The organism is Sorangium sp. So ce124 (assembly GCF_051525235.1).
Classification (GTDB): domain Bacteria; phylum Myxococcota_A; class Polyangia; order Polyangiales; family Polyangiaceae; genus Sorangium; species Sorangium atrum.
Genome location: NZ_CP150312.1, coordinates 4,556,881 through 4,568,902, shown reverse-complemented (window position 1 = coordinate 4,568,902; position 12,022 = coordinate 4,556,881). Strand labels below are relative to the sequence as shown.

The window sequence follows — 12,022 nt, the reverse complement described above, 5'->3', positions numbered from 1 at the left end:
CGAACGAATTGAAACGCTTACGTGCCCCGTGCCGCGCGCGGCATCACGGCTACTGACCGCCGAGCCGCGCGACGAGCGTGTTCGCCGTCTCGCACTCGGTCTTGAAGCTCGCCGCCTTCGAGCCCTTACAGGCGCGGGTGGTGAACCCCTTGAGCATCTGGATCGCCTCCTGCTTGCGCGGCGGATCCAGGGTCGCGTAGGTGCTCCCGAGACTCCAGAGGATCTGTACAGACTCGGGACCATCCGTCGGCGCCACCGCCTTGGCGGCCTCGAGCTCGGACACCATCTCCGCCGTGGCCCCCCGGTCCTGGTAGACCGACGCGAGCAGGCTGTGGATGCCGAAGAGGTACTTGTCCCCCGGCTTCGCGAACGACATCGCCTCCTTGAGCACCTGCTCGGCCTCCTTCGTGTACCCGAGACGGGAGTACAGGTCGGCGAGCGCCGCGTAGTAGCGGATTTCGTTCGGGTTGTGCTCGATCGCCTTGGTGAGGTTCTCGAGCGCCTTCTGCTCGTCGTCCGTCCAGAGGTAGACGTTCCCGAGCTGGGAGTAGCAGTCCGCGAAGTTGGGGTCGTTCTCGATGCACTTCTGGTACGGCTCTTTGGACTCTTCGTAGGAGATCGTCTTCTTCTTCGCCTGCTGCTCGAGCGCCCACCCCCGTTCGAACCAGTAGTTGGCGAACTTCGGGGCGATCTGCGTGGCGCGAGACAGCGTCGATGCGACTTTGTCCCACTCCTCCTGCTTCTTGTGAGCCATCGCCAGCTTGAAGAAGATGCGGTGGTTGGTCGGGTCGAGCTTGGTCGCTTGCTCGTACTTGTTGGCCGCACCGTCGGGGTTGACGGCGACCTCCTTGTCGGCCTGATTCGCCAGGATGACGGCCTCCTGGCGGTGCCGGCTGCAGCCCAGGCCCGCCGCGCTCGCCGCGACCAGGCCAACCATCAAGAATGCCCCAAGCTTCATCTCGCTCACCTTTCGAATGGCCCCGGCATCGCCGGCCTCTGAGTGACCTGGGCGTCGCGTCGCCCCTCTTCAACGTCCCGGAGCCGGCTGCGCCGCTCCTTCAGTGTCCCGGAGTCGGCTGCGCCGCTCCTTCAGCTCAGCGTCCGGAGTCGGCTGCGCCGCTCCTTCAGCGTCCCGGAGCCGGCTGCGCCGCTCCTTCAGTGTCCCGGAGTCGGCTGCGCCGCTCCGTCCCCAATCCCGGAGTCGGCTGCGCCGCTCCTTCAGCAGTCTCGGAGACAGGCTGCCCCGCTCCGTGTGGCACCGTCACAAGCGTCCCGAGGTGGCGCGCGTTGAACCTCGCGCGGCGACGCGAGAATAGGCGGAGGCAACCGCGGAAGTCCAGGGCTTCAGACCCCGCGCATGCGCCTCGCGGCAGCGCCTCCACGCGGGGCCCCCACCCTCCCCCCGCGCGGCGGACGCCGAGCTGGCCACCCCACGGGCGCTCGCCGCAGACCCCCGGCCGCGACCAGCGCCAGCCGCGTCCAGCGCCGAAACGGAAAACGCCCCGCACGCGAAGTGCGGGGCGTTCGCTCGAACCGAGCGGCGAGGCGAACTCAGCCGCCGGGGCTGAGCATGTCAGCCGCCGGGGCTGAGCATGTCAGCCGCCGGGGCTGAGCATGATCGGGTAGACGACGGTGACGATACCGCCCTCGGGCTGCGGGAACGACAGGCCGTAGAACGCCCGAACGACGCAGGAAACCACGCCGTTATCGGGCAGATCCGAACCGCCGTTACCCACGTTGGAGACCGCGCCGTCGCGCCCGATGACGAAGCGCACCGCGACACGGCCCTGCAGATTCGGGTTGTTCCTGAGCCCGTTCTCGTAGCAAAGCCGGAATCGACCGAAGTTCTGACGGACGATACGCTGGATGACCTCGGGGGGCAGACGGCCGCTCACGCTGGTCGCACCCATGCGCACCTGCGGCGGCTTGGTGCGATGAGACCCACCGAGGCGGCCATGGCCGGAGCCGAAGCCCTGGCCGGTGCCGGTGCCGGCGCCGTGCCCGATGGTGCCGATCGAGCCGAGGCCGATGCCCTCGCCGCGCCCGCCACCGCCCTCGCCGATGCCGGAGAGGCCGAGGCCGCCGGCGCCGAACGAGTCGCCGATCTGATCGCCCCACATGTTGCCGCGGGCGCTCAGCGCATCGTTCCCGAGCGAATCGTCGCGTCCCCACGGCGCGGTCGGCGCGTTCGGATCGCCGCCGGCGCCGGCGTTCAGCAGCCCGATCATGCCGAACTCCGCGGCGTCGCGGAGCGCAGCCTGGCGGGCGATGTGCGGATCCGGGTTGTCGGCGGGCCCCTGGACGCCGTAGCGGTTGCCGGTGGCCTTGGTGTTCGGGTTACCCATCGAACCCTCTTCACCCTTGGCGCGTGTACCGGTGCCACCCTCCTTGTTGTCCGCCGCGTTCTCGGCGACCTGCTCGGTCTCCTTCTCCTCCATTTCCTTCTCGGCGGCCGCCGCGAGGTACTGCTGGATGAGGAACTGCTGGTCAGCGGAGATCCCGTCCTCGCCCGTATCGCCGAGGGGCGGCATGAAGAAGGCCATCGCCGCGAGCAGCCCGAGGTGAACCGCCATCGAGAGGCCCGTGTACAGCAGGCTCTGCGTGTCCAGCTGGAAGTGGCCAGCCACGACCTTGCCTGCGTTCACGGCGGACACCTGGAAGACGATGCCGTCGAGCTCGACCTTCGCCTTCCCGCCCGACGGAAGCGCCATCTGATAGGCGCCAGAGAGCTCGGAACACGGCTGCGTGAGGCCCTGATCGATCGCCTGCTGCACCGTCATCTTCGGCCTACCCGGGATCTCGATGGTGCCGGTCGCGCGAGGCAGGAGCACCACGGAGACCGAGCCGGAGCGATCCGCGAGGAGGATGGGCGCCCGCGTCGTGCCGAGCTTCTCCGAGGGGATGAAGTAGTCGCACTTGAAGTTCTTCCCCGCCTCCTCACCCACGTAGAAGGAGCGCGGCGGCGTGAGGTGCTCGACGTGGAGCACCGCGGCATCCCACAGGATCATGACCTCGACGGAGGCCGCCGGGACCTCGACTTCCTCGCTCGGCACGTCCGGCCCGTTCTTCACGAGCGTGTACGTGTACGAGCCCTCCGGCGCGTCCGGGGGCACCTCGTCGACGGCCGGCGCCGACTGCGCGAACGGGTTGTTGTAGGAGAACGGGTCCGCCCCGCCCGCGGCGGAGGCTGCGAACGGGTTCCCAGGCGGCGCGGCCGCGAACGGATTCCCGGGCGCCGCAGCGCCGAACGGGTTCCCACCAGGCGCCGCCGCAAATGGGTTTGCGGGGACCGGCTTGGCGGGACCCGCCGCCGCGGCGACCGCCACCGGCTCCGCGCGCTCCAGCATGATCTTCGTGCCGCCGATCTGCAGCTGATCGCCTGGGCTGATCTTGCACTTGTTGACGCGCGCCCCGTTCACCATCGTGCCCGGCTCGTTGCCGAGATCGATGAGCGTGATGTCCTGCGGGGAGGCGACCTCGATGACCGCGTGCATGCGCGAGGCAAGCTCGTCATCGACACGCAGATGGCTCTTCGCGTCCTTGCCTACCTTGACGATATCCTGGGTGATCGTCTCCCGGCGGACGAGCGCCTCGTTTTGGTAGAGCGCAAATGTGAGAGCGACCCTTTGCTTGCCTTCCATCTCCGCCAGCCTTCCCTGTGCGCCGCGCGGCGCACGCCCCCAGCACCGGGGGGTAAATCGATAGGGCAGGTGCCAAACCTGCCCATCACATCAGAGGTTCTCGACCGACTTGAGCATTTCCGGAACGAACGAGGTGCGGGGCCTGATCAGCGTCGTCCGGACAGGGCCGGGCCGCACGCGGATGGTGGCGTCGTTGGGGCCGAACCCGCCGGCGTTCAGCGGATCGTCCGAGAACTCGTACCCGTACCCCTCATCCTTCTTCCCAGCGCCAGGAGCCGCCCCCTGCGCGAACGCCGATGAGGCGACCACGCTCATAAGAACGGCAGCCACGACTCCCGCACCCAATCGGGTCAACCCTCTCATTCCAGCCTCCTCACAATGTTTCGACGCGGTTACAGTGCCATTGTACCGCCTTCCGCGGCGGCCGGTCAACCAGCTTCGCATGCTATCGAGGCGTCGGAGAGCACGACCCACACACGCCTCGACAACCGATTCTACCCAAGGTTCCCAGAACGCTGCGACGAAGACGAAAAAAACGAGCCCCCTTCTCCTTGATGCAGCTTCGTGCAGCGAGAGAAGGGGGCTTCAGGTGCCGTTGTCTGTCGCACCGCCACGCGGTCCGACCCGCCCGTCGAGCTCGCCCGGAATACTACCGTATCCCTCGCTCACCCTCCTTGCGACCCGGACAGCGCCCAGGACGAGGCTCCGCTACTGGGCAGGAGCCGGGGCCGGGGTCGTCGCTTCGCCCCCTTCGCCCCCTTCGCCCTCGCTCCCGGCAGCTGCCTCCTGCTCGGCTTCCTTCGTCTTCATGTCAGCCTCGGCCGCCTTCCGCTCGGCCTCGGTCTGCTTGTTGAAGGCGATGATCTGGTCGATCTCGCTCATGCGCTCCTTCGACCGCTTCACCGCGTCGGCGAACTCGGTGCTAGCGCCCGCCTTCTGGATGAACTGACCGAACAGCCCCTTCGCCGACATGAGGGCGCCCTCGGCCCCCTTGCCGCCCGACTTCGCCTTGTACTCCTGGGTCAGGATCGCCTCGTTGTAATAGGTCTCGGCGCGCTCGGGGGCGACCTTCTTGGCGGCATCGAGCTCCGCGCTGGCGGCCGCCACCATGCTGTCGAAGTTCGCGTCATCGATCTGACCGCGCAGAGCGAGCGCGAGGCCCAGATGAGCGTCGTAGTCGTTCGGACGCATCTTCAGGGCCGCGCGGTACGCCTCGTCCGCCTGCTGGAACCCCCGGAACTGGAGGTTCACCGCCGCGTAGTTCATCTGCGCCTCGTAGAAGGTCGGGTCGAGCTTCCTCGCGATGTTGAACTCCTGCACGGCGCCGTTCAGGTTCGCGAGCTCCACCTGGATCATCCCCGCGGTGTTGTGGATCGGCGCGTAGTTGGGGTTCTTGCGGATGGCCTGGGAGCAGACCAGCGCCGCGAGTTCCAGCGCCTGCGTGTCGACCTTCTTCTGCTTGCTGACGTTGGTCGCGACCGCCTTGCCCGACTTCCTGCCCGCCTTCTGCTTCGCCGTCTCCAGGTAGTAGATAGCGAGCTGGTTGAACGCGGGCATGAAGGCGTCGTCGACGGCCAGCGCGCTCTGGATGTACCGCTTCGCGCGCTGGAAGTCGTTTGGGCCATCGTTGTCGGCGACCTGGTTGCCACGCTTCATGTACAGGAGCGCGAGGTGCACGAGCGCCTCGACGTTCTTGTACTGAGCATCGACGACGGCGGCCTGGCGCATCTCGCTGATCGCCGCGTCGATGTTCCTGTCGCCCGACTCCGCCAGGTTGTAGAGCGCCACCTGGACCCGCGCGGGGTGGAACTTCGGGTTCTTCTGAAGCGCTTGCGTGAAGTGCTTCTTCGCCTCCGAGTCCTTCTTGCAACGCTGGTACGCGAGCCCCGCGTTGTAGATGGCCTCGGCGAACGTCGTGCCCCCTTGCTCGTCCGCCGCGTCCAGGAACAGCTGGGCCGTCGAGCTGCAAGTCGCCTCGGACCAGTCCCCAGCCTTGTCGTGCTGGACCATGGTGTCCATGGCGGTCTTGAACTTGTTGGCCGCCTCGACCGACACGGCCTGACCCTTGCTGTCCGTGATCGTCTTGCCCGTCGTCGGATCCTTCGCCCCGTGAGCCGTACCGCCGGTGCTCCCGCCGCCACAACCCGTCGCGGCCAGAAGGAGCACCGCAACCGCTGCCAATGAGGTGATGCTTCTCATGTTTCGCTCCATCACTTCCTGGGTCGGGTCGTGGCCCGATCGAGCGCCGAGCCTTCCTTGGACGCACCGGACGCAGCCGGCGCGGCCTTCTTGTCGTCGCTCGCCTTCTTGTCGTCGCCCGCCTTCTTGTCCTCGCCCTCTTCCTTCTCCTTGCTCGCAGCCGGCTTGTCAGCGGCTGTCAGCGCCTCTCGGAAGGGGGTCCCGTCGAGGTTCAGCGGCGCAGGGCGTTCGCTCATGCCGGAGTTGACCCGCGACGGCGAGCCGCGGAATTCGTCGATGAGGTGGTACTCGGCGCCGTAGTTCTTCGACAGCCACACCTCGCAGGTACGCGAGTAGTCGTCGAAGTACTGGTACTTCACGGACAGGTCGAGGCAGGTCTTGAACGCGCCCTTCGCCATCTGCTTCTGCGGCTCGCTCGCCTCGTCGAGGCGCGAGTAGTACTCGCCCCGGATCTCGTCGTACGAGACGTCGGTGCCCGGGACCATGCCGTGCCCCTTCCATTCCTTCGGGATGGGCGCGGCCCGGAACTCGGCGACGAACTTGCCCCACATCTGACCGACGCGCGCGCCGGCTGCGATGACCCACTTCGGCGGAGGCGTCGGCTCCAGCTTGAGGATCTTCTGGTACTCGGCGTCGGCCGCCTCGATCGCCGGGCGCTTCTTCTTCACCCAGTCGGCGACCTTGGTGTTGATGTGCTTGAGGACGTCCTCGCGGTTCCCGGAGCCCTTGTACTCGGGGAACTTGATCTTATCGACGTCCTTCCGCTTCTGCTCGGCGAAGTGGAAGTAGGCCTCGCCGACCGCGGTCAGCACCTTGCCGAGCCGACGCAGCTTCTCCGGCTCCTCGCCGCCGATCGCGTCGAGCTTCTTGAGCGCGGCCGCCGGGTCCTTCCAGTAGCCGCGGACCTTGTTGTACTCGCCATTCGCCGGGGTCACGCTCTTCGTCTGCAGGAGGACGCGCGCGTACATCGCGTGCGCCTGCACCTGGACGTCGAACGTCGCGTTGCGATCGATCTGCGGCATCGCCGTCGACAGCCGCCGGCGCGCCTGATCCCAGTCCTCGCGATCGATGTAGTGCGCGCCGATCGCGAACGCGATCTGCGCGGTCTGCGCCGGCTTCGCCTTGCCGTAGTTCTTGTTGAAGAGGTCGGCGTCCTTGATCGCCTGGTCCTCCTGACCGAGGCCGAGCCGCAGCACGACCGCGTCCTGGAGCGCCTCGGCGGCCTTGTCCCCCTTCGGGTTCTCGCGGGCGTAGCGCTCGTACCAGTTCGCCGCCTCGTCATAGACCGCGATCGCCTGGTAGTTGCCGCCGATCTCGTAGATCGACGTCTTCGCCAGCTCGGTGTTCTGGAGGTTGTACCGCGGATCGAGCAGGATCTTGCGGGCCGAGATGGACTTGGCGATGAGGCGGGCGGCCTGGAACGCCTTGGCCGCGTTGTAGAGGATCTCCTCGCTCTTCTCGCACGCGGGCTGCTTCGCCTCGCAGGCGGCCTCGCCGTACTTCTTCCACATGTCCATGTAGGCGACGGCGGCCTTCTCGTAGTTCTTGAGGGCCTCGACGCCGCCGGCCGCATCAGCCGCCTCGACGAGCTTCTGGGCGCGCAGGCGCTCGATGTCGCGCTGGATGCGGATCAGGATGCCGCACTGCTCGGCGTTCTCCTTCTCCTTGCCGCCCTTGCAGTAGAGGTCGACGAACTTGGGCACGTCCGCGGCCATGTCGTCGTAACAAGACGGACGCGGCGGGTCCATGTTCGCGCCGAGGACGTTGAGCGACTCGAGGTAGAGCTGAGACGCGTAGATGCCGACTTCCTTGTCGGCGTGGTTCAGCGCCACGTCGCGGAACGCGAGCGCGGCCTCCTCCCAGTGCTGCGCCTCGAAGTACGTGCGGCCGCGCGCGTACTTCACCTCGACGTACTGCTCCTGCGCTTCCTTGTCGTTCGCCGCGGGCTTGATGTAGCAGACGTACCGGTTGAAGGCGGTGATCATGCCCTTCTGGCTGTCGCTGAAGTCCTTGGGCAGGAACTTCGCCTTCTCCGCCTTCTTGTCGCCCTTCTTGCCCGTCCCCCCGTCGGGGAGGTTGCCGGACCCCTTCTTGTCGGAGCCGTCCTTGTGGGTCTCGGTGTAGATGTTCTGGTAGCAGAGCACCGAGGCGTACGCGGCCTCAGCCGCCTGCGGGCCGTTCGGGTCCTCGGCCACGACCGAGTCGAACGCGGGACCGCACTTGGCCCAGTCCTTCTGGAAGTACAGAAGGTCGGCCATCGCGTACTTGATCTTGAAGATGTTCGGCCAGTCCTCCTTCAGGATGCGGGGGAACTCGAACTTGGCGAACTGCTCCTGCTTGAAGTTGTTGACGACCTTGTCGTAGAGCTGCGCGGCGAGCTGCATCGTCTTCTTGTCGCCGGTGCCGCGCACGCCGCCCGAACCCACCGCCTCGAGGTGCCAGGCCATCGCCGTCTCGGTCAGCAGACCGGCGGTGATGTTCGAGCACTTCAGCTTGGCGTCCGCCGGGTGCCCCTCGCCCAGGAACTTGTTGTGGACGTCGAGCTGGCGCCCGAGCTCGCCCATGATCTGGTCCTTGTTGCCAGACTTCATGGCGAGCGTCGCCTCCGCGATGTGCCCCTGATAGACGCAGTACCTCGGGCCCCGATCGCGGGTCATCAGGTCGGTGTAGAGCTCGATGCCCTCCTTGTAATGACCGGTGTCGAGGTAGTTCTGCCCGAGGTCGTCCATCATCTTGAACGTCTTCTCGGAGCTGCCGCTCGCGTCGCCGCTGAGCGGCCGGAGGAAGTCGTGCGACTTGCGCGGGTCACCCGCGAGCGCGTAGACGGGGATGATGTCGCGCCGCGCCGAGACCGCGAGCTGCGCCGCGTTCGGCATCTGCTGGAACTGCTGCCCGTACTCGATCGTCTTCTTGAACTCGCTGATGGCGCGGGCGAAATCGCCCTTGTTCCAGTAGACGTACCCGAGCTTGTAGTGGGCGTAGCCCCAGACCTTGTTCTCGGGCGGCGGGTACTGGGTGACCTTGACGTACGACTGCTCAGCCAGGTCCCACTTGGACGGGTCGCCCTGCGCCTCGTTGAAGAAGAGCTCGCCGAAGGCGAGGTACGCGTTCGGGATGTACTTCGAGTTCGGCCAGTTCTTGATCAGCTCGAAGTAGACCTTGCGAGCGTCCTCGAGCTGCTGGGCCTGCTCGTACTCGTAGGCGAGGTAGTAGAGGACCTCGTCCGTGCAGCCCGTGCTCTTCGCGGGGTCGGCCGCGTTGGTGCTCTGGCAGTACTTGGGATACTGCGTCTTCAGGTCCGTGTAGTACTTGATCGCCTGCTTGCGCGCGAGGCTGAGGATCTTGTCGGCCTTGCCGATCTCGGCCTTGATCCCGGCGACCGCCTTCGGGTTCTTCCGCTTGGCCTCGTCCGCCTTGATCTGCCCCTCGGTCTTGTCGCGGAACGCCGCCGACTCGAGCTCGACGTAGCCCTCTGCGAGGCGCCGCATCAGCTTCGGCCGGTCCGGCGCGTTCTTCGGCGTCGAGGAGTACAGGCCCTCGAGCCCCTGGATCTCCGTGACCAGCAGGCTCCTCACCTTCGGGGCGAGGCGATTGCGCCGCTCGTCGCGCTGCGCCGAGGCCTGTGAAGCCGTCGGATTGGTCGGCTTCGTCAAGTCCTCGCGCTTCTTCAGCTGGATCCCCTGCGGGGCTGACTTGAAGCTGACCTGCGGCTTCTTGCCCGCCGACACCTGGAGCTTGCCGCCCGGACAGGCGGCGATCGCATCCTTCGCCGGCTGCGTGATGCACGCGTCGGCCGCCGACGCGGGGCTCGTCGTGACCGCGCACGCCGCTACGGCCAACGTACCCGCCGCCGCGCGGAGCGCATGCAGTACACCGAACTTCGACTGCTTCATCTCCATCTCCGTCCCTCCGCCACGGACCCCCGTGAGGAAGCGCTGCCTGCCCCGCGACCTAGGGCCGCGGGGCCAACCATGATGAAATCGCTCACTTGCTGCACTTCGACGTCACGACCTGCCGGTAGAAGCCGAGCTCGTCGCGCCAGTACTCGCCGTCGAACGGCCAGAGCACGTGCTCGTCGTCGGGCTTGACGACGCCGTAGGTGAGCGCGTCCTCCTTCGACAGCTGGCCGCTGACGACCTGCTGATCCAGCTTGTTCCTTTCGGCCGCGGTGATGTCGATGAGGATCTTCGACGAGTCGCGGAGGTGCTCGTTGAGCTCGTCGAGGTTGCGCTGGTAGCGCTCCCGGCCGAGCGTGCCGGCGTTGCGGATCGCGAGGCTCCTCGCGAACTCGAGCGCGTCGGTCACGTCGCTTCCGACCGGGGAGTTCCGGAAGTTGGCGGGCGCCTTCTTGAACCGATCCGCCTCCTCATCGAGGATGCGCACGTACTCCATGTTGCGGCGGAGCTGGCGGTCGGAGAGCGCGTTCTCGACGATCGGCCGGACCCTCGGCGGGATGTCGCCCTTGCCGGCGCCCACGTCCTTCAGGAACTGGAAGAAGCGCTCCTCGTTCCCCTCCCCCTGGTACCGGGACAGGATCGACTCGAGGTCCTTCTTGATCGGCTCGTACTTCTTCTTCATCTTCGCGACGATCGTGGTCGCGTCGCCGTACTGGCAGATCGTGAACGAGACGACGGCCTTCAGGATGTCGGCCTCGGGATAGAACGAGTTCGGGAAGTAGGGCGACTCGATCGTGTGGATGTTGCCGAGCGCCTGCGGGTACAGCCCGGCCATGAAGTACGCCCAGGACTGCTCGAAGAGGCTGTCCAGCCAGTACTCGCTCGCGACGTCGACGCGGTTCCAGTACTTGACGGCCGCCGAGAGCTTCGCGGCGTCGATCGTCGGAACGTTGTTGTCGTCGAGGCGGACGGACGCCGAGTAGTAGGTGCGCGCCATCGAGAGGAACGCGAGGTCGCGCATGCGCGCCTCGTCCTCGAGGCCCTCGACGCCCTCGTCGATCGCCTGGACGATGCGCTGGAACGACTTGACCGCCGGCACCGACTTGCGCAGCTGCACGTACGAGATGCCGCTGAAGAACTGCGCCTGGACGTAGTACTTGCTGTTCGGGTCGACCTTCGCGAAGAGGCTGATGGCCTCCTCGTAGTTCCGGTTCCGGTACTTGTAGCGGCCGAGCAGGTAGTTGAGCTGCCAGTAGAGGTCGCGCTGCTGGGGGTTGTTGAACCGCGCGATCTGCTCGGTCTTGTACTTGCCGACGCGCTCGATGATGTCCGCCGGCTCCGGGAGCTGCGTCGCGAGCTTGGACAGCCAGAGCAGCGTCTCGTTGAACTTGAGGTGGTTCGGCTTGTCGGCGATCTGCGAGAAGAGCGCATAGCTCGCCTGGTAGAACTGCAGGCGGTAGAGCGCGATCGCGAGGTGGTACTGGGCGATCTGCTTGTTGCCCTCGTCATCGCCGGTGTCGCCGTCGACGACGCGCTTCAGCTGCCGCGCAGCGTCGCTCCACCGCTCGCTGTCGAAGAGCCGCTTGCCCTGCGCCGCCTCCTCCGTCATCTGGCCCGCGGTCACGGGGCCCGCATCCTCGTCGGCGCTGACCTCTTTGCTGGGCTTCTTGTCGCCCTTGGCGTCCGCCTTTTCAGCCGCGACGGGCTTACCTTTGCCGGGCTGCGCATGCCCCACGGCGGGGGATAGCAACAGGGCAGAAGCTACAAGGCAGATACTCGCCACCCGGTTCCGCATCGTCGTTCCTCGCTTTCGGCGACGTAAAGATCGTGGCCCCTTCGCCCCGTTCGCGGCTCCACACACGGAGAACGCGCGCCGTAGACCCCCGAGGCAGCTCGGTCAGGAACCAAAAAGTTCAATGAGAATCAACGGATACTTGCGTGTGGCGGGGGATGGTAGGATTGTGGCGCGCAGCTTGTCAAGCGATGCCGGGCGAGGGGCCCCCTCTTGCATTCCCGTCCTGAGACACCCGGCGCCGCGTCGACCTTGGGGTTGCGCACTGCGTAGGAGTCGACGGTGGAATTATCGAACGGAGGCGCGATCGCTTCCTTAAACGCGATCGTCGCGCCGCCGCCTCACCGCCGCCGCCCAGGCGGCAGCCAGGCCGTCCGCCGCCAAGGGATGAGCGCGCGCAGGGTCGAACGCCTCGCACCGGCGGCGCCCGCCACCTCGGCGACGTGGACGGGCGCGCCCCATCCGGCTGTTGACGCTCAAGGCGCGCTTCGTCT

At 66.7% G+C, this 12,022-nt stretch carries 6 protein-coding genes; all 6 read right to left on the bottom strand.

Annotated elements, in window-relative coordinates:
* Nucleotides 1–49: 49 nt before the first annotated feature.
* The 6 genes from WMF19_RS17250 to WMF19_RS17225 all read right to left on the bottom strand — a co-directional run bounded on the left by WMF19_RS17250 (nt 50) and on the right by WMF19_RS17225 (nt 11,486).
* Nucleotides 50–958 (bottom strand): tetratricopeptide repeat protein, encoded by a 909-nt coding sequence (locus WMF19_RS17250; protein WP_437802111.1) that lies wholly within the window; start codon nt 956–958, stop codon nt 50–52.
* 637 nt (nt 959–1,595) lie between these two features.
* Nucleotides 1,596–3,641 carry an AgmX/PglI C-terminal domain-containing protein gene (locus tag WMF19_RS17245; protein ID WP_437900106.1) on the bottom strand — a complete coding sequence of 682 codons (2,046 nt, stop codon included), beginning with the start codon at nt 3,639–3,641 and terminating at the stop codon, nt 1,596–1,598.
* Between the two features lie 90 nt (nt 3,642–3,731).
* Nucleotides 3,732–3,971, bottom strand: coding sequence for a hypothetical protein (locus WMF19_RS17240; protein ID WP_272098136.1), 240 nt, complete (start codon nt 3,969–3,971; stop codon nt 3,732–3,734).
* Between the two features lie 378 nt (nt 3,972–4,349).
* Nucleotides 4,350–5,840: a tetratricopeptide repeat protein gene (locus tag WMF19_RS17235; RefSeq protein ID WP_437900105.1), complete on the bottom strand. Its 1,491-nt coding sequence runs from the start codon at nt 5,838–5,840 to the stop codon at nt 4,350–4,352.
* A gap of 11 nt (nt 5,841–5,851) precedes the next feature.
* Complete coding sequence (locus tag WMF19_RS17230; protein ID WP_437900104.1) at nt 5,852–9,733, bottom strand: tetratricopeptide repeat protein; 3,882 nt, start codon at nt 9,731–9,733, stop codon at nt 5,852–5,854.
* Between the two features lie 91 nt (nt 9,734–9,824).
* Complete coding sequence (locus WMF19_RS17225) at nt 9,825–11,486, bottom strand: tetratricopeptide repeat protein (protein ID WP_272098133.1); 1,662 nt, start codon at nt 11,484–11,486, stop codon at nt 9,825–9,827.
* Nucleotides 11,487–12,022 lie beyond the last annotated feature (536 nt).

What these genes read in the sequence shown, in the direction of transcription:
- WMF19_RS17250 (WP_437802111.1), bottom strand. Translation starts at nt 958, where the DNA reads ATGAAGCTTGGGGCATTCTTGATGGTTGGCCTGGTCGCGGCGAGCGCG.
- WMF19_RS17245 (WP_437900106.1), bottom strand. Translation starts at nt 3,641, where the DNA reads ATGGAAGGCAAGCAAAGGGTCGCTCTCACATTTGCGCTCTACCAAAAC.
- WMF19_RS17235 (WP_437900105.1), bottom strand. Translation starts at nt 5,840, where the DNA reads ATGAGAAGCATCACCTCATTGGCAGCGGTTGCGGTGCTCCTTCTGGCC.
- WMF19_RS17230 (WP_437900104.1), bottom strand. Translation starts at nt 9,733, where the DNA reads ATGAAGCAGTCGAAGTTCGGTGTACTGCATGCGCTCCGCGCGGCGGCG.